The 17,593-nt window shown below is 72.5% G+C and carries 22 protein-coding genes and 1 pseudogene; 15 read left to right on the plus strand and 8 right to left on the minus strand.

Features of this window, described 5'->3' with window-relative positions:
• Positions 1–4: 4 nt before the first annotated feature.
• Positions 5–490, minus strand: a complete 486-nt coding sequence (locus ABD332_RS27650) for a YfbM family protein (protein ID WP_344505081.1) — start codon at positions 488–490, stop codon at positions 5–7.
• Between the two features lie 86 nt (positions 491–576).
• On the opposite strand from ABD332_RS27650, the gene ABD332_RS27655 reads away from it, so the two are divergent.
• The 3 genes from ABD332_RS27655 (at position 577) to ABD332_RS27665 (ending at position 2,225) form a co-directional block, all read left to right on the plus strand.
• Entirely contained in the window at positions 577–1,014 is a 438-nt protein-coding gene (locus tag ABD332_RS27655; RefSeq protein ID WP_344505083.1) for an SRPBCC domain-containing protein, read from the plus strand.
• The gene (locus tag ABD332_RS27660) at positions 1,001–1,333 is read left to right on the plus strand and encodes an ArsR/SmtB family transcription factor (protein WP_344505085.1); all 333 of its coding nucleotides are present in this window, start codon (positions 1,001–1,003) and stop codon (positions 1,331–1,333) included. Before ABD332_RS27655 ends, ABD332_RS27660 begins: the two co-directional genes overlap by 14 nt.
• A 271-nt stretch (positions 1,334–1,604) precedes the next feature.
• Positions 1,605–2,225 carry a hypothetical protein gene (locus tag ABD332_RS27665; RefSeq protein ID WP_344505086.1) on the plus strand — a complete coding sequence of 207 codons (621 nt, stop codon included), beginning with the start codon at positions 1,605–1,607 and terminating at the stop codon, positions 2,223–2,225.
• Here the strand turns inward: ABD332_RS27665 and ABD332_RS27670 are convergent.
• Complete coding sequence (locus tag ABD332_RS27670; RefSeq protein ID WP_344505088.1) at positions 2,204–2,608, minus strand: hypothetical protein; 405 nt, start codon at positions 2,606–2,608, stop codon at positions 2,204–2,206. The two genes, ABD332_RS27665 and ABD332_RS27670, sit on opposite strands and share 22 nt — an antisense overlap.
• Before the next feature lie 100 nt (positions 2,609–2,708).
• Here ABD332_RS27670 and ABD332_RS27675 point away from each other — a divergent pair, with 100 nt between their 5' ends.
• From ABD332_RS27675 to ABD332_RS27685, 3 genes are all read left to right on the plus strand, one after another.
• Positions 2,709–3,755 (plus strand): type III secretion system chaperone family protein, encoded by a 1,047-nt coding sequence (locus ABD332_RS27675; RefSeq protein ID WP_344505089.1) that lies wholly within the window; start codon positions 2,709–2,711, stop codon positions 3,753–3,755.
• Between the two features lie 248 nt (positions 3,756–4,003).
• Positions 4,004–4,219 carry a CbtB domain-containing protein gene (locus ABD332_RS27680; protein WP_344505090.1) on the plus strand — a complete coding sequence of 72 codons (216 nt, stop codon included), beginning with the start codon at positions 4,004–4,006 and terminating at the stop codon, positions 4,217–4,219.
• A gap of 14 nt (positions 4,220–4,233) precedes the next feature.
• A complete protein-coding gene (locus ABD332_RS27685) occupies positions 4,234–4,965 on the plus strand; it encodes a CbtA family protein (protein WP_344505092.1) in 732 nt (243 codons plus the stop codon).
• A gap of 43 nt (positions 4,966–5,008) precedes the next feature.
• Here ABD332_RS27685 and ABD332_RS27690 read toward each other — a convergent pair whose 3' ends face one another.
• The gene (locus ABD332_RS27690) at positions 5,009–5,590 is read right to left on the minus strand and encodes a helix-turn-helix domain-containing protein (RefSeq protein ID WP_344505093.1); all 582 of its coding nucleotides are present in this window, start codon (positions 5,588–5,590) and stop codon (positions 5,009–5,011) included.
• 59 nt (positions 5,591–5,649) lie between these two features.
• On the opposite strand from ABD332_RS27690, the gene ABD332_RS27695 reads away from it, so the two are divergent.
• Positions 5,650–7,044, plus strand: a complete 1,395-nt coding sequence (locus tag ABD332_RS27695; protein ID WP_344505095.1) for an MFS transporter — start codon at positions 5,650–5,652, stop codon at positions 7,042–7,044.
• A 92-nt stretch (positions 7,045–7,136) separates the two neighbouring features.
• On the opposite strand, the gene ABD332_RS27700 is transcribed toward ABD332_RS27695, so the two are convergent.
• Positions 7,137–7,472 carry a hypothetical protein gene (locus tag ABD332_RS27700; RefSeq protein WP_344505257.1) on the minus strand — a complete coding sequence of 112 codons (336 nt, stop codon included), beginning with the start codon at positions 7,470–7,472 and terminating at the stop codon, positions 7,137–7,139.
• Here ABD332_RS27700 and ABD332_RS27705 point away from each other — a divergent pair.
• A pseudogene (locus tag ABD332_RS27705) lies at positions 7,458–8,174 on the plus strand (IS256 family transposase); the annotation flags it as partial. The gene ABD332_RS27700 and the pseudogene ABD332_RS27705 sit on opposite strands and share 15 nt — an antisense overlap.
• 820 nt (positions 8,175–8,994) lie before the next feature.
• Here the strand turns inward: ABD332_RS27705 and ABD332_RS27710 are convergent.
• Positions 8,995–9,528: a hypothetical protein gene (locus tag ABD332_RS27710; protein WP_344505097.1), complete on the minus strand. Its 534-nt coding sequence runs from the start codon at positions 9,526–9,528 to the stop codon at positions 8,995–8,997.
• 111 nt (positions 9,529–9,639) lie between these two features.
• On the opposite strand from ABD332_RS27710, the gene ABD332_RS27715 reads away from it, so the two are divergent.
• Positions 9,640–9,957: a hypothetical protein gene (locus ABD332_RS27715; protein WP_344505098.1), complete on the plus strand. Its 318-nt coding sequence runs from the start codon at positions 9,640–9,642 to the stop codon at positions 9,955–9,957.
• On the opposite strand, the gene ABD332_RS27720 is transcribed toward ABD332_RS27715, so the two are convergent.
• Positions 9,954–10,895 (minus strand): helix-turn-helix transcriptional regulator, encoded by a 942-nt coding sequence (locus tag ABD332_RS27720; RefSeq protein ID WP_344505100.1) that lies wholly within the window; start codon positions 10,893–10,895, stop codon positions 9,954–9,956. The two genes, ABD332_RS27715 and ABD332_RS27720, sit on opposite strands and share 4 nt — an antisense overlap.
• A gap of 64 nt (positions 10,896–10,959) precedes the next feature.
• Here ABD332_RS27720 and ABD332_RS27725 point away from each other — a divergent pair, with 64 nt between their 5' ends.
• The 6 genes from ABD332_RS27725 (at position 10,960) to ABD332_RS27750 (ending at position 14,999) form a co-directional block, all read left to right on the plus strand.
• Positions 10,960–11,817, plus strand: a complete 858-nt coding sequence (locus ABD332_RS27725; protein ID WP_344505102.1) for a DNA-3-methyladenine glycosylase family protein — start codon at positions 10,960–10,962, stop codon at positions 11,815–11,817.
• A gap of 21 nt (positions 11,818–11,838) precedes the next feature.
• Positions 11,839–12,153: a PadR family transcriptional regulator gene (locus ABD332_RS27730; protein WP_344505103.1), complete on the plus strand. Its 315-nt coding sequence runs from the start codon at positions 11,839–11,841 to the stop codon at positions 12,151–12,153.
• Positions 12,150–13,091, plus strand: a complete 942-nt coding sequence (locus tag ABD332_RS27735) for a hypothetical protein (RefSeq protein WP_344505104.1) — start codon at positions 12,150–12,152, stop codon at positions 13,089–13,091. Before ABD332_RS27730 ends, ABD332_RS27735 begins: the two co-directional genes overlap by 4 nt.
• Positions 13,085–13,300 carry a zinc-ribbon domain-containing protein gene (locus ABD332_RS27740; RefSeq protein ID WP_344505105.1) on the plus strand — a complete coding sequence of 72 codons (216 nt, stop codon included), beginning with the start codon at positions 13,085–13,087 and terminating at the stop codon, positions 13,298–13,300. The genes ABD332_RS27735 and ABD332_RS27740 overlap by 7 nt, the downstream gene beginning before the upstream one ends.
• Positions 13,301–13,497: 197 nt before the next feature.
• Positions 13,498–14,220 carry a nucleotidyltransferase domain-containing protein gene (locus tag ABD332_RS27745; RefSeq protein WP_344505107.1) on the plus strand — a complete coding sequence of 241 codons (723 nt, stop codon included), beginning with the start codon at positions 13,498–13,500 and terminating at the stop codon, positions 14,218–14,220.
• Positions 14,221–14,360: 140 nt separating this feature from the next.
• Complete coding sequence (locus ABD332_RS27750) at positions 14,361–14,999, plus strand: hypothetical protein (protein ID WP_344505108.1); 639 nt, start codon at positions 14,361–14,363, stop codon at positions 14,997–14,999.
• A gap of 544 nt (positions 15,000–15,543) precedes the next feature.
• On the opposite strand, the gene ABD332_RS27755 is transcribed toward ABD332_RS27750, so the two are convergent.
• Together ABD332_RS27755 and ABD332_RS27760 are read right to left on the minus strand one after the other, a co-directional pair.
• Entirely contained in the window at positions 15,544–17,013 is a 1,470-nt protein-coding gene (locus ABD332_RS27755) for an SMI1/KNR4 family protein (protein ID WP_344505110.1), read from the minus strand.
• 104 nt (positions 17,014–17,117) lie between these two features.
• Positions 17,118–17,591 (minus strand): hypothetical protein, encoded by a 474-nt coding sequence (locus ABD332_RS27760; protein ID WP_344505112.1) that lies wholly within the window; start codon positions 17,589–17,591, stop codon positions 17,118–17,120.
• Between the last annotated feature and the right edge of the window lie 2 nt (positions 17,592–17,593).

A 17,593-nucleotide genomic window follows, 5' to 3' on the forward strand; every position in this document is an offset into this window, starting at 1 on the left:
GTCTTCACGTGGCCGTGAAGATCACCGCCCTGCCCGCGTCCGCCGCCCGGGCGTAGAAGGCCTGGATGTCGGCAAAGTTGTCCCAGGTGTACTCGAAGTCGTCGGCATCGCCGGCGCCGCGGTAGTCCGGGTCGTCGATCGCGTCGAACCGCTCGCGCAGCCACGCCCGGTCCAGTCCCCGCACGGCCGCGGCGACGTCGCGGACCTCGTCGGCGGTGACGTAGATGACGTAGTAGTCCTCGTGCAGGTCCCGCCCGCCGAGCACCGCGTGCGTGAGCGGGTACTCCCCGCCGTCCGGATCCAGCGTGCCGTCACCCAGGCAGCGGTGGACGGCGTCCCAGGCCTTGTCGGAGTCGACCTTCATGGCGTCGTCGTCCCACTCCTCCTCAAGGTCGCCGACCAGCCCCCCGACCGCGTCGTCGCCCTTCTCGGCGGCCTGCAGCAGCTTGCGCTCCTGCTGCTCGGTGATGGCGAAGTGCACTCCCAGCATGCCGGTGATCGTACGGTCCGCTTGACGCAACCAGGTGATTGCTATAACTTCAGAAGCAACCAAACGGTTGCTATATGGAGGCGGACATGACATTCCCCGACCGGATCGAGCGCACCCTGCAGCTGGCCCACCCGCCGGAGAAGGTGTGGGCGGCGCTGACCACCGCCGAGGGCCTCGGCACCTGGTTCGGCAACCGTGCCGAGGTCGACCTGCGCGTCGGCGGCACGGCCAGGCTCATCTGGGACAGCGGCGACACCGCCACCCTCACCATCACGCGCGTCGAGCCGCCGCACGTCTTCGCCTACACCTGGCCGATCTACGGCCTTCCCCAGGAGGACCCGCGACGCAACCAGGTGGAGTTCACACTCACGCCTTCCGCCGACGGCACCACATTGACCATGATCGAGAGCGGATTCGCGCAGGTGCCGGACGAGACCGTGCACAACACCGCGTACACCGGAAACACCAAGGGCTGGACCAGTGAGCTCGGCGAGCTCGTCGCGTACCTCGATGGGCAGGCCTGATCCGGAGGCGGTGGCGCAGGAGGTCTTCGTCGCCCTGGCCGACCCGAGCCGGCGGGGGATCCTCGCCGCGCTCGCGGCCGGGGGGCCGGCCACCGCCACCCAGCTCGCCGGGCAGCTGCCGATCACCCGGCAGGCGATCGCCAAGCACCTGGGCCTGCTGGCCGAGGCGGGCCTGGTGGTCGCCGAGCCGGGCGAGCGGCGGCGGGTCCGGTTCCGCCTCGACTCGGCGTCGATGAAGGTGGCGCAGCAGTTCCTCGCCGCCCTGGCCCGGGACTGGGACGGGCCGCTGCTGGCCCTGCGGGACCGGCTCGACGGCTGAGCGCCGTACCGGACAAAGACCACATTCGGCGCCGAACGGTTGGGGTCGGGAATCGACTCCGGCCGGGTGTGCGGGTGGCTGGTAACGTCCAGACGTGGATCTGCTGAGGGTGGAACACCGTCACGTAGAATTGGCCGACGTCGACTTCTCGGGTCGCTCGTTCGACACGTTCGGTGCCTATGGCGGAACATTTCTGCGATGTAACTTCTCGGAAACTTCTTTCGGAAAGTTCAGCGTCGGCCATCAGGGCCAGACGCGATTCGTCGACTGCGTGTTCCACCGCACGAGGTTCCCGCTGGGCAACACGTACCTCGGCGACGCACGCTTCGAGCGCTGCCTGTTCGACGGTGCCCGGATCCGGGAGCTTGACACCGAATGCGCGGAGTTCGTGGAATGCGTGTTCCGTGGCCGGGTGTGGCACACCGTATTCAACGGCGCTCCCGGCGGGGCGGACGGCGGCCCGGTCCGCGCCCGCAACGAATGGCGCGGCAACGACTTCACCGACGCGGACCTCGTCGACGTGGACTTCCGCGACATCGACCTGCGTGCGCAGCGCTGGCCCGCCGACGGGGCGGAGTACGCGCTGATCGACGACGTCGACGCGCGGGCCGCGGCGGCCGTCGACGCCATCCACACGGCGCCCGACGGCACGTGGCCGGAGCCGGCGCTCGCCGTGCAGGCGATCGAGTTCGCCCGCACCGGTCGGCCGCGCGACCCGAACGGGTTCGTGCTGCTGCGGCGCCGCGAGCTCGGGCACCGGCTCCCGCCGGAGGTTCGCGAGCAGCTGTGGACCCTGCTGGTGTCCGGCTACAAGAACGACAAGGACGACCGGCCCGCGTCCGACCACGCCGACGGCCGGCTCGTGCCCGGTTACACCGACGACCAGGAGTAGAGCGCCCGCCCCTGCGCGACCGCGGACCTGGCCAGCCCGGCGAGCGCGACGAGCCGCCCGGCCTCCCAGTCCTCCAGCAGGAACCGGTCCGCGTAGCCGCGGATCTGCCCCTCCTCCAGCCGGGTGAGGGCGTCGACGAGCTCCGCGTTGATCCGCACCGTCCACGGGCCCAGGAACTCCGGGTCGTCGGCGCCGCGCAGCGGCTCGTCCCGGCCGAACTCGCTCGGATCCCGCCCGTCGATCTCCGCGGCGAACTCCTCGACCTCCAGGATCCAGCCCTTGCAGTCGACATACGGCCAGTCGTTGCCGGCCGGGCCAAGATCGAGGTCGAGGGCGGCCAGCTCCTGCTCGGTCGCGGCGAAGTAGTCCATCATGACGCCCACGGTCCGAGCCTATCGTGACGCCTCGATCCCGGCAGCGGTCATCACGCATCCCGGGCCACGGGGCAGCAGCGGCCAGGCATCGGCTGCTATACATGCCGGCGTGAAGCGACGGCACACGGGGTTACTCGTCCGGATCGTCCTGGCAGGCGTCTTCCTGCTGGCCGGATGGCAGATGGTGGCGGCCGGCACGAGCACGGCCGCGCAGCGGCAGCAGGAGTCGGCGCAGCGCATCGCGGACTACACGCCGACCTGCGACGGCAAGACGATGCGGCCGCGCGACACGTGCCTGGTCTTCGGCGGCAGCGGCGACGAGGGCGGCTCCTACCAGACGATGGTCGACCGGCACGCGAGACAGAACTCCCCGGAGAAGCTCGCCGGCCGGGACCGGGCGTGGCGGATCGCCGGCACCGCGGCGCTGCTGATCGGCGGGCTGACGCTGCTGTACTTCGTGCTCTCGCTGATCGAGGTGATCCGGTACGGCGCCGACGAGCCGCAGGCGGCGATCGCCCCGTACCAGACCCGCTTCTTCATCTTCGTCGTCACCGGCGTGACCGCTGTGCTCGGGTGGGACACGGCCTTCACCGACGGCGGGACCGGCGCGTGGATCGCGGGCGGCGGCGGCACGCTGATCTGCCTGATCTCGGGCGCCGGGTTCGTGTCGTCGGTGCGGACGCGGATCGGCCGGAAGCGGTGGGCGAAGCGGCGCGGCTACACCTTCGAACACTCCGACCCCACGCTCGCGCAGCGGCTCGGCTGGTCGCAGTCGCAGCCGTCCGCGGGCGCCGTCGTCAGCGGCACGTACCGCGACCGCGCGTTCTACGTGTTCGACTTCACCGAGAAGGACAACCGGCACACCGCGCTGGTGCTCGCCCTGCCAGGTGAGGTGCCGAGCCTGTCGGTGCAGCCGAAGGAGAAGGAGGGCGCGCGGCTGACCGGCGGCACCGACCCGCAGTGGGCGGACCACGGCCCGCAGGTCGTCGCCGCCGCCGACAAGCACTACCCGTGGGCGTTCATGGCGAACGGCAGGTCCGTCTGGGCGAAGTACGCCGAGTTCCTCAGCCCGAGCGGCGCGTCCCTCGACCGGCGGCTCGACGGACTGCACAAGGTCGGCACCGACCTCGTCGCCCTCACCCCGCCGAGAACTTGATCACCTCGCCCCCGGGCGCCGGCCGCGCTGACCAGCGGTGCGGCGCCCACCGGCGGGTTGACGGAGGCGCTGTCCGATTGACACGCCGGAACCGCGTCCGTACCGTCCGAAACATACACGTGACAGTGAACGGAAGCCGGTGCAAGCCCGGCACGGTCGCGCCGCTGTAACCACGCAGGTGGGAGTCAGACCCGGGCACGGTCACGACAACGCTCGATGGGACGCGAAATCCCGCAGGAGGCTGCATCATGGCATCGATCTCGGCTCTTCCCACCCCGGCCACCGCACCGGCCCCGATCCCGCTGCGGCAGATCCTGCCGTGGGCCACGTTCGGCGTCGTCCTCGCCGTCGTCCTGCTCTACTTCGTCGGCGCCGAGCAGGGCATCACCTCGGTCGTCTCGGGTTCGACGGTGCACGAGTTCGTCCACGACGGCCGGCACCTGCTCGGCTTCCCCTGCCACTGAGCCGGGGCGCCAGCATGTTGAATGCCCGGACACTCCTGGTCCGCGGCATGATCACCGGCCTGGTCGCCGGTGTCGCCGCGTTCCTGTTCGCCTACCTGTTCGGCGAGGGCCCGATCAACGACGCGATCGCGTTCGAAGAGGTCCACGCCACCGACCATGAGCACGGGCCGGTCAGCCGGACCGTGCAGAGCACGCTCGGCCTGGCCACCGCCTCGGTCGTGTACGGCGTCGCCATCGGCGGCCTGTTCGCCATCGCGGTCGCGGTCACGCTCGGGCGCATCGGCCGGATCAGCGCCCGCGCCACGGCCGCGGTCGTCGCCCTCGCCGGGTTCGTCGGGGTGGCGCTCGTGCCGTTCCTGAAGTACCCGGCCAACCCGCCCGCGACCGGCAACCCCGACACGCTGCAGCAGCGGACCGGCCTGTACTTCCTGATGATCGTCATCGGGGTCGCCGCCGTGCTCGGCGCGATCGTCGTCAGCCGGTCGCTGCAGCCGCGCTTCGGCACGTGGAACGCGACGATCCTCGCGGTCGTCGGCGCCGCGGCCGTCGTGGGTGTCGCGATCGCGCTGCTGCCCGCGGTCAACGAGGTGCCCGACGGCTTCTCCCCGGTGCTGCTGTGGCAGTTCCGGCTCGCGTCGCTCGGCACCCAGGCGGTCACCTGGGCCACGCTCGGCCTGCTGTTCGGCTACCTCACCGAGCGCAGCCAGCGCCCGGTCGTGGCCGACGCGCACCCGGTCGCGGTCTGACCGGTTCGTTTCCTGAAGGCGGTGGGGCGTTGCCCCGCCGCCTTCATTGTTTCCCGGAGCGGGGTCTCGCACGCACCCGCGCCTTCTCCCCCTGGGGCCCGAACATGTGCAGGACCTCGACGGTGTGCTCGCCGGCCGGGCCGAACCAGTGCGGCGTGCGGGTCTCGAACTCGGCGACCTCCCCCGGCCGCAGCGTCAGCTCCTGCTCGCCGAGGATGAGCCGCAGCTCGCCGGCGAGGACGTACAGCCACTCGTAGCCCTCGTGGGTGACCAGCCTGGGCTCGCCCGGTTCGAGCACCTGCTTGAACACCCGCACCGGTCCCGGGTAGCGCGTCAGCGCGACGACCACGCTGCCGCTCCGGTTTCGCTGGGGCTTCAGGTGTACCCGGGGATCCCCCGTCGCCGGTGCCCCCACCAACTGGTCGAGGGCCACCTGATGCGCCTGGGCCAGCGGCAGCAGCAGGTCCAGCGTGGGGCGGCGCTTCCCGGACTCCAGCCGCGACAGTCCGCTGACGGAGATGCCGGTCCGCGCCGACAGCGCCTCGAGGGTCAGCCCCCGCCGGCGGCGCAGCTCCCGCAGCCGCGGCCCGATCCCGTCGATGAGCCGCTCCACCTCGGCGTCCATTTTGCAATCTTCGCAAATTCTCTGCGGCCTGTACGAGGTGCGCGCCGATCATCGTGGCCATGGACACCGCACGGCGCTGGACCGTTCTCGCCATCTGCTCGACGAGCCTGTTCCTGGTCGGGCTCGACACCACGATCGTCAACGTCGCGCTGCCGTCGATCGGCGCCGGCCTCCACGTCGGCACCCGCGGCCTGGAGTGGACCGTCGACGCGTACACCCTGGTCCTGGCGAGCCTGCTCATCTCCTCCGGCGCCCTCGCCGACCGCTTCGGCCGCCGCCGGATCTTCCAGATCGGCCTGGTCGTCTTCGCCCTCGCCTCGGTGGCGTGCGCGGCCGCGCCGTCCCTCGGGTGGCTCGTCGCCGCCCGCGTCGTGCAGGGCGTCGGCGGCTCGATGCTCAGCCCCGTCGCCCTCGCGATCGTCGTCAGCGTCATCACCGACCCGAAGGAGCGCGCCCAGGCGATCGGCGTGTGGGCCGCGATCTTCGGCGCCAGCATGGCCGCCGGCCCAGTCGCGGGCGGCGCGCTCGTCTCCGCCCTCGGCTGGCGGTCGGTGTTCTGGGTCAGCGTGCCGCTCATCGCCGCGGTCCTGGCCCTCACCGCCCTGTACGTGCCGGAGTCCCGGTCCCCGCAGCCCCGCCCGGTGGACGTGCCCGGGCAGGTGCTGCTGGTCGCGCTGACCGGCGGGTCCGTGGCCCTGCTCATCGAGGCGCCGCACGCGGGCTGGACCGCTCCGGTTTCGGTCTGCCTGTCAGCGGTCACCCTGGCCGCCGCCGCCGGGTTCGTGGTCACGTCCCTGCGCCGCCGGTCGCCCCTGTTCGACGTCCGCCTCTTCCGCCACGCCCCCTTCACCGCCGCCGTCCTGGGCGCCGTCGTGCTCTTCGCCGGTCTCAACCTGACGCTGCTGCTGAGCACGCTTTACCTGCAGCACACCCGCGGCCTGTCACCCGCCGCCGCGGGGCTGGTCACGCTGCCGATGGCCCTGGCGGCGACGGTGTGCGCGCCGCTGTCCGGCTACCTGGTCGGCCGCGCGGGCCCGCGCCCGCCGCTGCTCCTCGCGGGCGCCTTCGTCCTTGCCGGCGGCCTGTGCCTGGCCACCCTGTCCGACGACACCGCCCTGCCGGTGCTGCTGCTCGCGTTCCTGCTGCTCGGCGTCGGCATCGGCTTCGCCAACACCCCGATCACGAACACCGCCGTCGCCGCCCTCCCACCGTCCCGCTCGGGCGTCGCGGGCGGCATCACCTCCACGGCCCGCCAGTTCGGCGCGGCCCTCGGAATCGCGGTTGCGGGCGGCCTGGTCGCGTCGTCCTCCCCCGCGGGCCTGCCCGCCGCGTCCCGCCCCGGCTGGCTGCTGGTCGCCACCTGCGGCGCCGTCCTGCTCGCCGTCGCCAAGCTCTCCCCCACCTTGCGAACCACCCCACAACCCACAACCCGCCCCGCCACCAGCCACGCGTAGGACGCCGCCCTCGCATCGCACCACGCCCGACCACCAATTACCTGCAACCGATTACCGGCAATCGACTACAAGGAATCGTCAGAAGTTGTGGATCAGCGGACCCTCAAACTCGACTCTCGTTCGAGTGGCTGGAGAGCGTCGAGGGCATTGAGCCTTGCATCGTAGCCTGGTGACCGCTGGGAGCCGGTCACCAGCAGGCGTGTCCGCATGCACGGGTGATCGGGTGCGTAGAGATCGTTCTGGCCATCGTCGCCTGGGATGGCGTTGGGTTGGACCTCGATCTGGCACGGCGGGGCCTCGGCGCGGTAGTAGATCCCCCGGTAGTCGCTCTCGTGTCCGGCGAAGGTCAGGCCGAGACGGTCCGCGACGATGCGAGCCAGTTCGGCGGCGGAGCAGGCGTTCGCGCCGTAGATGTCATAGATGTTCATGGTCGGGCCGCCACGTCGATCGGCGTCAACGCCGACGGCGGCCGGGAAGTCCTGGGCCTGGACGTGACATCCGACGAGGACGGCGCCGGCTGGCTGGCGTTCCTGCGCTCGCTGACCGCCCGGGGGCTGTCCGGGGTCCGGCTCGTCGTGTCCGACGCCCACCGCGGCCTCGTCAACGCCATCGGCGCCGCCCTGCCCGGCGCCGCCTGGCAACGCTGCCGCACCCACTACCTGCGCAACCTGCTGTCGAAGGTCCCGAAAACGGCGCAGCCGTGGGTCGCGACCCTCGTCCGCACCATCTTCGACCAGCCCGACGCCGACACTGTCCGAGCCCAGTACACCCGCGCCGTCACCGCGATCGGCGAACGGTTCCCCGCCGCCGCGGAGCACCTCCACGACGCCCGTGAAGAACTCCTGGCGTTCACCGAATTCCCGCGGGAGGTCTGGCGCCAGATCTGGTCGAACAACCCACAAGAGCGGCTGAACAAGGAGATCCGCCGCCGCACCGACGTCGTCGGGATCTTCCCGAACCGCGCCGCGATCATCCGCCTCGTCGGCGTGGTCCTCGCCGAGCAGACCGATGAGTGGACCGAAGGACGCCGCTACATGGGCCTGGAAATCCTCGCCAAGGCACGACTCACCCTGATCACCACCGAGGGAAACCACCCCGAACCCGCCGCCGCCGAACTCGCAGCGGCCTAACATCCAACAATCTGGATCTACCCTGGCCGTTCCTACACCACGCCAGCGGACGCGACCCTTGCCCGTCGCCGAAGGTCGCCCCGGCGCGGCTACACGGCCCCTTGGTCACACGGCTATGGTGCCGGACGGTCCGGCACCCCGACACGCCGTCACCGACCGCGAGCTCCGCAGCGGGCGCAGTCACGCAACAGGTCCGTACACGAGCCACTCGGCGTGCGATAGCTGTCGACGAGGGCGACTGCCTGCTGGTGACCTTCAGCATGGACCTCGACGGTCACCAGCAGGCAGAGCTTGTCCTCCTCGAGACGCACCTTCACGTGGATCCCGTCGGCCCACTCGGAGACGTGGCCGACCTACGAGACGTTCCGCTGCCGCACGTCTGAAACAAGCTGTCACCCCTGGCCCGGCTGTCCAGGACGGACCGGCCACCGCCCACCTGGTCGAGCGACCGCAGCAATGCCACCGTCAGCACGGCGAAGGCCGCCAGATGACCGACGGCACCGCCGGCGCCGTGGTGCTGCACCTGTGCCGGCCGCGGCCGACGCGCCGGGGCCGATGGGCTTCAAGGTCTGCGGCTCGCCGTCCGCGGCGGGGTGGCCACTGCCCACTGAGCCGTCTGGAGCGAGCCGCCACCTCGTCCGTACCAAGGCCAACAGCGGGAGTGCGCGATCGGCACGGCGCCGCCCGTCAGCGCCGTGCAGCGTCGGCAGGCGCCGACTCAGCTGGCCGGGCGGAGCGGGCACCGCACGGTCGGCCGCGGTGAGTGGCCAACCGTGCGGCTGAGCGTCCGAAGCGAGCGGCTGGGCGGCTGGGGCGTAGGTCAGGCGTCCAGGGCGGGGCAGTACTTCGTGGCCTCGGCGGTTGCCTTGTCCATCTCGGTCTGGAAGGCGTCGCTCGCCAGGTTGTCGGACTCGAGAACCCTCGAGAATGCCTTCACGAAGTTCTGCAGGGCGGCCTTCGCCTGCGGGTCGGCGGCCTTCTCGAGCTCGGCGTTGACCGAGGCGCTCAGGCGGTCGAAGACCACCTTGCCCTTCGACTTCGCCGTGGCCATGGCGGCCTTGTCGTCCTTGGCGGCGGCGGTGAGCAGCTCGGTGAGGACGGCGACGACCGCTTCCTTCTCCTTGTCATACGCCGCGACGACCGCCTTGCACACGGCCTCCGTGTTGGCCTTCAGGTCGACGGACTGCGACGGGGCGGCCGCGGCGCTGGTGCCGGCCGCATTGGTGCCGGCCGCGCTGGCGGCAGCGTTCGCCGAGCCCTGGGCGGCGGGCGACGGGTCCTCGGAGGAGCAGGCCGCGGTCAGGGCCACCGTCGTGGACAGGGCCAGGGCAAGGATGGTGCGTCGCAACTGCATGGTGGGTCGCGCTCCCCCGTGAGGAAAACCAAAGCGAGCAGAGCATAGAGGCGACCACCGACATTTTCCGCTCGAGATGAGACTCGCCACAGCGGCGCGTAGGCTCCCGCCGTGACCATCGACATCACCTCAGAAGAAGCCACCACCGACGCATACGCCGACGCCGACGACGTCACCGAGGAGACCGGCGAGGAACTCGCCGAGGACACCGGCGAGGACACGGCCGGGGAGCCGGGCGACGGCCCGTCGGTCATCTACACCACGTACTTCACTGCGGCCGAGGACCTCGTCGAGCACGTCCGGGCCGCGGACGTGCTCAACCTCGGTTTCCGCGTCGAGTCCTACCTCGTCGCGTCCGACGACCCGGCGGACGCGGGCCAGATCGAGTACGAGTTCACGCTCCTGAGCGAGCTGCCGCTCAAGGACTAAGGGTCGGCGTACAGCGCGACGACGGCCTCCGCGGCGGTCCGCATCGCGGTGCGGACCGCCGGCGGGTCCACGACCGTCAGCTGGGCGCCGAAGCCGAGCAGGCTGCCGACCGCGTGCGGCACCCCGGCGAAGGAGAGCCGCACCAGGTGCGACGAAGAAGCGCCGGAGGCGGGGGCCAGGTGGCGGGCGAGCACCCGGCGCACCAGCGCGACCGCGGGCGGCGACACCGAGACCAGCACGGTCAGCGGTCGTGGGCGCGCCTCGACCCGGTCGCGCAGCCGGGCCCAGGCCGCGTCCAGGTCGAAGCCGGTGGGCAGCACCGCCGGCGCGGGCAGCACCGTGCATTCGTGGACGCGCGACACCCGTACCAGCGCAGGCTCCGACGTGACCAGATACCAGATGCCCGCCTTCGCGACCAGGCCGGCGGGGGTGACGGTCCGCCGCGAGCGGGCGCCGTCGCTGTCCTCGTAGTCCAGCGACAGGCAGCGCCCGCGCAGCAGGCCGTCGTGGATGGCGGGCAGCAGCGGCACCGCCTCGCCGGAGCGCATCCACGGGTCGACGTCGACGATCACGTGGCGGCGGCCCTGGGCCAGGCCGCCGCGCAGTGCCTGCCCGCCGGCGCCGATGATCTTCTCGATGGCGGTGTCGAGGGCGTCGCCGAGGCCCAGCTCGCCGGCGAGGCGTGACTGCCCGACGGCCAGGCCGGTGCCTTCCGCGGCGTTCAGGTGGGCGAGGCCTGCCCGGTACGCCGGCAGCATCCGGATTCCTCCGCCGCGCCCTCGCTCGGCGTACACCGGAATCCCCGCGGAACTGAGCGCCGCGACGTCGCGCAGGACGGTGCGCACGGACACGCCGAGCCGCGCGGCCAGCTCCGGCGCCGCGGAGGACGGGCGGGCCTGCAACAGCAGGACCAGGGACAACAGTCGATCGGCGCGCACGAGCCGAAGAATATCCGTTGAAACATGACAGGGGTTGTCTGGTTCTACGGAGCACGCTGCACGCATGGACGCACACATCACCGGGCCCTACGACCTGGCCAGGCAGAACGAGTACTTCGGCGGGTGGATCCAGCCGGCCGGCGACGACCGGACGATCGTCATGGCGTTCCCCGTCGAGGGCTGGACGCACTCCGCCGCCGTGCTCCTGCGGCAGACCGCGCCCGACCGGGTCGAGGGCGAGGTGCAGGGGCCGGACGAGGCGTGGCGGCAGGCGCTCGCCGTGCTGTCCCTGGACGTCGACGGCAGCGGCTACCCGCAGGTCGGCGAGCGCGACCCGGTCATCGGCGCCCTGCAGCGGCAGCACGCCCACCTGCGCCCCGTGCTCTTCCACTCGCCCTACGAGGCCGCCTGCGCGTTCATCATCGCCCACCGGATGCGCATCGAGCAGGGCCGGGCGATCCGGCAGCGGATGGCCCGCGAGCACGGCGAGGCGTTCGAGATCGGCGGCGTCACCGCGCACGCGTTCCCGTCGCCGCAGCGCCTGCTGCGCATCACCGAGGTCCCCGGCATCGACGGCGAGAAGGTGCGGCGGTTGCACGGCGTCGCGCAGGCGGCCCTCGACGGGCTGCTCGACCGGGCCAGGCTGCGGAGCCTCCCCGTCCGGCAGGCCCTCGCCGACGTGCGGCGGCTGCGCGGCGTGGGCGACTTCTTCGCCACGGCGATCGTGATGCGCGGCGCGGGTCTCGTCGACGCCCTGCCCGGCGACGAGATGACCATGTCCGGGATGCGGCGTCGGTACGACCTGCCGGCCGCCCCGACGGACGAGGACATCGCCCGCGTGACGGACGCGTGGAGGCCATACCGGATGTGGTGCTCCGTCCTGATCCACGCGGCGGAACGGAGGGCCCGCGCGGCCGCTTGACTACATAGGTAGAGTTAGCGTGTGCAGCGAGTCAGGCGCCCGTCCCCGCAGACCGCAGCGGTGCTGCGCGCGCTGGCCGCGGACCCCACGCAGTGGCGGTATGGCTATGAGCTCGGCCAGGAGGTCGGGCTCAAGGCCGGTTCCCTCTACCCGATCCTCATCAGGCTCTCCGACCGCGGCCTGCTCGAGGCGTCCTGGGAGACCGACCCGCCGCACGGGAGACCGCCACGGCACCTGTACCGGCTGACCGGCGCCGGCGTGACAGCGGCGGCCGACCTCGAGCCTCTCGCGGCGCCCGTCCGGCCCACACGGACCGAGCCGAGGGCCGCCTGGTGAGCGCCGCCCTGCTCGCCCTCGTCGTACGGCTGCTGCCCGCGTCGCGGCGCGACTGGGGCCGCGCGATGCTGGCCGAGTCCGCCGCGATCCCGCCCGGGCGCGACCGGCGCAGCCACGCCCTCGGCTGCGTGGCGGCGGTCGTCTGCCAGCCGGCCGTGCTGCGGACGCTCGCCTACCCGCTCGCGGCGGTCGCCGTCCTCGCCGGGGTGCTGCGGTGGTCGGCCGGCATCGCGTACCAGCCGCTGCGGTGGGGCGTCGTCGGCGTCATCGCGCTCCTGCTCGCGGTCGCCCTCGCGGCCCGCGCGCTCGGCCCGGTCGCCGCCGGCCGGACCGCCCGCGCCGTCCGCGCCGGCGGCTGCCTACTGGTCGCGGCGTTGACCGCGGCGTTCGCCGCCGCCGCGGGCCACCACGGCCCACCCGACGAGCAGGCCCGCACCGCCGTGCCGATCTTCGCGGTGCTCCTGACCAGCTACCTGATCGGGTTCCTCGCCCTGACCGCCGCCCGCACCGCCGTCACCGGCCGCGCCCTGGCCGCCGGCGTCGCCGCGGCGTGCGCCGCCGCCGGGGTCTGGCTGGCGCTGCAGGTCGCGTTCCCGCCGCTGCCCACCAACGTCGGCGGCGCCCTGTTCGCGATCGGCTGCGGCGTCGCCGCCACCCTCCTCGCCCGCGGCGGCGCCCTCGCGGCCCTGTCCGTCGGCGTGCTCGCCCCGCTGCTGGTGTTCGGCGGTGTCGTGCTCCTGTCGGTGTACGGCCCGCCGCGCCTCATCCCCGACCTGGTCCCGGCCGCCCTGACCCCCGCGGACGACCTCGCGAACAGCCGCATCGAGATCCAGGACCCGTACGTGGCGATGCTCTTCCTCGCCTGCCTGTCCGCCCTCACCCTCACGGCCGCCGCCGTCACGACCCGCCGCCCCGCCGCTACGATGGCCGCGTGCTGATCTTCGGCTGGGGCTGGCGCGTGACCCACCTGCGTACCTTGACCCTGCGCTGCCCCCACTGCGGCAACACGGCCGCCCACCCGCTCTACAAGCGGGTCCTGAAGCTGTCGCTGTTCTTCATCCCGCTGATCCCGCTGCGCGTGAAGCACACGGTGCAGTGCACCGCCTGCGCCACCTCCCGCGACGTGGACCCCGCCAACGTCCACTGAGTCGCCATTACCGGTTTCCTGCAATCCGCTAACCGGTAATCGGTCGCGCACCGGCGCCGCTGCCGTTTGCCCGGCCGGTCGCGGGCGCTCATGCTGTACAGCGGGATGAGCGCCGACGGGACGACGGCCGTCGGCACGCTGGTGTCGCTGCCGGGCGGCGGCGAGCTGAAGGGGCCCTCCGACATGATGCGCTGGACATGCCCGACCACGCGGTAGCGCTCGCGGCGTTCGGCGAGGAGCTGCGGGCGCTCGGCTGGGTCACCGACCTGCTAGTCGCCGGGTCGCTGGCCACGGGTGACTACGTGCCGGGCGTCAGCGACCTCGACCTCGTCGCGGTCACCGACGGCCCCGTCGGCGACGACCGGCAGGCTCAGCTGGCGGCCCTGCACCGCCGCCTGGATGCCACGACGGCCGCGGGGCTCGACCTCGGTTGCGTCTACGTCGACGTCGGCGGGCGCGACGGCATCGGCGTACAACACCCGACGTGGACACACGGATTGCTGGTGCTGAGAATCCTGTCCCTGGTCTCCAGGGCCGAGCTGGCGCACCACGGGTATGCCGTGTTCGGGCGGGCGCCGCAGGCGCTGTTCCCGGCGGTGACCGGCGACGACGTGCGGGAGGCGGCCCGCGCGGAGCTGACCGGCTACTGGGCGTGGGCGTCACGGCGGCCGTGGATCTTCCTGAGCCCGCTCATGATCGACCTCGGCCTCACGTCGATGGCGCGGGGGCGGCACGCGCTGCGCACCGGTGAGCTGCTGACGAAGTCCCTCGCCGTCGAGCAGGCGGCCGCGCCGGCGTGGCTGGTCGGGCAGCTGCGCGCCCGCCGCCGCGGGGAGGCCGTCGCGTCGCCCCGGCTGCGGGCGGCCTGGATCGCGTGGCGCGACACCCGCCGCACCTGCAGGGCCGCGACCGCCAGGTAGCGGGTCTCTCGCCGCCGGATTCTTGTCGTACCCGGGCGCTATGTTGACGGCGTCGGGTTCGGGGTGTGGTTCGGAGGTGCTCGGTGCTGGCGCAGGATTCGCCGTTTCGTCCGTTCTGGTGGGGCGTCAGCAGGACGCCGATGAGCACCTATGGCAGGTATGAGTTCGACGATCTGCCGCCCGTGCCGTTCGCGATGTCCGGGGACCTGGATTGGCTCGCCTCACAGCCGGCACCCGACGCGTGGGGCATCGGCTCGGCCCCGGCGAAGGAGCTCCCCGCGCTGCTGTCCGCGTGTGCGGCGCTGGGCCTGCCGCTGCCGCCGGCGTTCGTGAAGTTCGCGGGCGACGGCGAGTTACAGCGCAGGATCCGCTCGTGCACGGCGTGCTTCGTCGACGTCAGTGCCGCACCCGTCGCGGCACCGGGCGCCGACGGGTATCTGATCCGGTTCCTCGCCGACCAGCAGGGATGCCTGTACTGGTACCTGTACGTCGCCGCTGACGGCAGCGACCACGCCGTGGTGTGCTCGCCGAGCCACTTCGGCCCGTCCGCGTACGACGACCCTGACGTCCCGGAGGACTGGGATGACCCGGACGGCGAGCCCGGACCGGACGAGGTCGTCTTCTGCGGCGAGTCGTTCGAGGCGTTCCTGTGCCGCTACTGGTTGGAGAACGAGCTCTGGTTCGCCGACAACGAGAGCTTCCCGCTGCCCGCCGTGGACGCCGCCTACATCGAGGGCTTCCGGGCCTTCAGCGCGACGGAAGGATCCGTGACGGGATAGGCCCACGCGTCCACCCACGACGCCTCCGGTGCCGACACCCTCAACCCGGGGGTCGGACGCGGGTGGCCGCACATCGTGGGGTCCTTCCACGCCCGGTTGGCGACCTGGTCCGTCCTCCGACTGCGGGTCCGTAACGCCGCCCGGTTCACTCTCGGCATATGCGCTTGGTCCACCGTCGTCCGGCCGTTTCCGCGGCCGGCACGCCCCACCGGCTGGGCCACCGAGGCCTGGGCCAGCGACGCCACCGGATTGTCGGTGAGGGCCTCCCGATCTGGCGGTCAGCATGATCGACAGCGGCTTCTGCCCCTCTGCTCGCAACCCAGGTGGACCTTGCGGTCAGCCCACCGCGGGACCGGCCCGACGTGTGGTCGGCCGGGCGGCTCAGCCTGCGGATCTCCCCTTCCGCGCCCCGGCGGCGTGCTGATGCGCCCGCGCGAGCGTCGAGTCGGCTTTTGGTTTCCAGTCGAACCCGCCGTGGGCCTCGGCCGGCGCACGGCACCTGCTGCCGCGCCGGCGCCGGACCTCGCGATCCGCTGGCTGCGCCCTAACCGGCCAGGCCGGTCGCGGCGCGGGACAGGCGGGCCGTGACGTGTGGGTCGGAGTCGAAGAACGACCGCCACTCGATCGCCTGGCGGGCGGTGGGGTTGCCGCCGAGCGTCACCGCGTGCAGGTTGTCGAGGCGGTCGAGCGCCGGACGGATCCGTTGCCACTGGTCGAACGACAGCTCCAGGTACCACAGGCCGGTCAGCTCGGCGACGGTCTCCAGGTCGGTGACGGTGGCGGCGCCGGCCAGGGCGAGACCGTGCAGGTTCGGCACGTCGCGCAGCGGGGCGAGGGTGACCGGGGTGGCGCCGGGCCACAGGGTGAGCGTCCGCAGGGTCGGGTGGCCGGCCAGCGGGGCGAGGGAGCTGCCGACGTTGATCTGCAGGCACTCCACCGGCAGGTGCCGCACTGGGGTGAGGTCGATCGGGCCGCTGGACCACAGCCGGCGCAGGTGGCGCAGCCCGGCCAGCGGTGCGCTGTCGATGCCGGCCCCCTTCAGCCGCACAGCCTGCGCCGTGGGCCGCAGGCTGTGCGGGCCGACCACCACCGGTTCGGCGTCGGCGTCGGGGTCGGCGGCGGCTCCGGCGAGCAGTGACGTGACCGAGTCGGCCACGTACTCAGGGCCGTCGGCGTGGGAGTTGCCGATCCGGATGACCTGGCCGGGGCGGCCCAGCCGGGCCGGCGCCAGGTCGACGGCGAGGAAGTTGCCGTCGTAGTCCTCGGCGAACGGGATCCATCCGGGGCGGCCGGTGGCCCGGCGTACGGTGTCGAACGGCTCGGCGTCGAGCACGACCCGGTCCCAGCGGGTCGTCCAGCCGCCCGGCTGCGGTGCCGAGGTGAGGTCGGCGTTGCCGAGCCCCGCCAGCGTCAGCCACCGCAGGCCGTCCATGATGTCGTCGCCGCCGCCGTCCGCGACGGTGTAGAGCGCGCGCAGGTCCGGCGGCAGCGGGAAGCCGAGTGCCGCCTCCGCCGCGGCGATGGCCTCCTCGGTGGCCGGCGGGTTGAGGTCCGCCTGGTCCAGCGCGCGCAGGAGCGTCACGGCCCGGTCGGGGTCGCCGGCGTACGAGGGGTCCGCCGCCACGGGCTCCGGGTCGAGCGACTCCGGGGGCAGGCCGTCGCGGAGCACCGCGGTGTAGGTGTTGCCGACGTTGGAGCCGCGCAGGTCGAACCGGGCGGCCGCGTCGAACCGGCCGGCGGCGTCGAGGGTGAGGTGCGCCAGCACGTTGCGGAACCGTTCGCCGGCGGCGAGGTCGTGGAACAGTTCGACGAGGACCGGTCCGACCGCCCGGTGGTCCATCGACGGCTGATAGATGCCGGTGCCGTCCTCGCGGAGGTAGCGGACCCCTTCGCCGCCGTGGCCGTTGCGCACGATGTCGGCCGACAGGACCGCCGTGTGCCAGCCGTCGGGCGCCTGCTCGTACATGTGCCGCGCGAACCGCTCGAATGCCTCAGCCACCCCGTCTGCCGCCATGGCAAGAGATCATAAGCCGCGACAATCCGGGAAGGTGGCTGCGGCCGGGTCGCCCGGGGACCGGCTCACCGGCCGCAGCCACGTCATGTGCCCCGCGGCGCCGGTCAGGTGTCGGGGTCGAACGCGCCGTCGAACTCGAACGCCGGGTTGGTCACGTCGACGCCGCGGGTGTCGGTGATGGTGGCCAGGCCGACCAGTTTCGACGGGCCGCCGGCGACGTAGGTGGCGTCGGCGTTGGCCGTGACCTCGAACTTGCCCTCCTGCCGCTGGCCGGCGTCGTCGGTGAACGTGATCATGCAGATCCAGTTGGCGCCGGGCCCGGTGTCGGGCACCTTCGGGCCGCCGCGGTCGCAGGCGGCGTGCGCGTCGATCGAGGCGACGGTGACGCCGGTCTTGCCGAGGATCGTGGAGCGCTGGACGTAGAGGTTGGCGAACGTCGGAGCGATCGCACGTTCGAGGCGGGGCTTGGTGATGTCCTCGCCGCCGTGGCCGGCGGTGGCGGCGAACACGGCCGCGACGACGGCGAGGACGGCCGTGGTCGGGCCGAGCCGGCGGATGCGCGATGTGGTGCGGTGCATGT

The sequence above is a fragment of the Dactylosporangium maewongense genome, assembly GCF_039531485.1.
Lineage (GTDB): Bacteria > Actinomycetota > Actinomycetes > Mycobacteriales > Micromonosporaceae > Dactylosporangium > Dactylosporangium maewongense.

Bases quoted from the DNA above. Each gene is read 5' to 3' on its own strand.
- ABD332_RS27725 (WP_344505102.1), top strand. From the start codon at position 10,960: ATGGACGCACACATCACCGGGCCCTACGACCTGGCCAGGCAGAACGAG.
- ABD332_RS27660 (WP_344505085.1), top strand. From the start codon at position 1,001: ATGGGCAGGCCTGATCCGGAGGCGGTGGCGCAGGAGGTCTTCGTCGCC.
- ABD332_RS27750 (WP_344505108.1), top strand. From the start codon at position 14,361: ATGAGCACCTATGGCAGGTATGAGTTCGACGATCTGCCGCCCGTGCCG.
- ABD332_RS27745 (WP_344505107.1), top strand. From the start codon at position 13,498: ATGCCCGACCACGCGGTAGCGCTCGCGGCGTTCGGCGAGGAGCTGCGG.
- ABD332_RS27680 (WP_344505090.1), top strand. From the start codon at position 4,004: ATGGCATCGATCTCGGCTCTTCCCACCCCGGCCACCGCACCGGCCCCG.
- ABD332_RS27655 (WP_344505083.1), top strand. From the start codon at position 577: ATGACATTCCCCGACCGGATCGAGCGCACCCTGCAGCTGGCCCACCCG.
- ABD332_RS27755 (WP_344505110.1), bottom strand. From the start codon at position 17,013: ATGGCGGCAGACGGGGTGGCTGAGGCATTCGAGCGGTTCGCGCGGCAC.
- ABD332_RS27710 (WP_344505097.1), bottom strand. From the start codon at position 9,528: ATGCAGTTGCGACGCACCATCCTTGCCCTGGCCCTGTCCACGACGGTG.
- ABD332_RS27685 (WP_344505092.1), top strand. From the start codon at position 4,234: ATGTTGAATGCCCGGACACTCCTGGTCCGCGGCATGATCACCGGCCTG.
- ABD332_RS27700 (WP_344505257.1), bottom strand. From the start codon at position 7,472: ATGAACATCTATGACATCTACGGCGCGAACGCCTGCTCCGCCGCCGAA.
- ABD332_RS27760 (WP_344505112.1), bottom strand. From the start codon at position 17,591: ATGCACCGCACCACATCGCGCATCCGCCGGCTCGGCCCGACCACGGCC.
- ABD332_RS27650 (WP_344505081.1), bottom strand. From the start codon at position 490: ATGCTGGGAGTGCACTTCGCCATCACCGAGCAGCAGGAGCGCAAGCTG.
- ABD332_RS27690 (WP_344505093.1), bottom strand. From the start codon at position 5,590: ATGGACGCCGAGGTGGAGCGGCTCATCGACGGGATCGGGCCGCGGCTG.
- ABD332_RS27695 (WP_344505095.1), top strand. From the start codon at position 5,650: ATGGACACCGCACGGCGCTGGACCGTTCTCGCCATCTGCTCGACGAGC.